This window comes from Paenibacillus sp. KS1, from assembly GCF_001680695.1.
GTDB lineage: Bacteria > Bacillota > Bacilli > Paenibacillales > Paenibacillaceae > Paenibacillus_B > Paenibacillus_B suaedae.
Window position 1 is genome coordinate 1 of record NZ_MAIS01000306.1, and the last position, 460, is coordinate 460.

1 pseudogene is annotated in these 460 nt (G+C 47.4%); it reads left to right on the top strand.

The features are described from left to right. Positions 1–99: 99 nt before the first annotated feature. A pseudogene (locus tag BBG47_RS28440) lies at positions 100–460 on the top strand (RNA polymerase subunit sigma-70); the annotation flags it as partial.

A 460-nucleotide genomic window follows, 5' to 3' on the forward strand; every position in this document is an offset into this window, starting at 1 on the left:
AAGGCGCTGCAGGCATCAGTGACCCGGGAAATGAACATTCCGATCCGCTCGGCACAAGGGGGATCGATCCTCCGCAAGCTGATCATCAGACCGACAGCCATGAAATTAGAAGTGGATAATAAGAACGGATTTAGCGGACTTCCGTACAAGTCGGTTTCGTTGCTGGTGAACGGTCATAAGCTGGAAGGAGAAGAAACATGGGATTATGCCAATTCTCCGTTAGGTGCTTACAGGAAAGTGTATACATTCTCGACACCCCTTGATTTGCGGCTGACCGTAGACGTGCCGATAGAATTGCTTCTGGAACATGAGTTTGAGGAGATAAGAGACTACAACAAGCCGATCAAGTTGACTCACATTACAGAGCAAAAGAAAGAAACGATTGTGAACGTAGAGGGTTATCCGGTAAAAGTGACCTACTATATGAAAGACGGTGACCTGTATGTCGAGAACGAGAGCG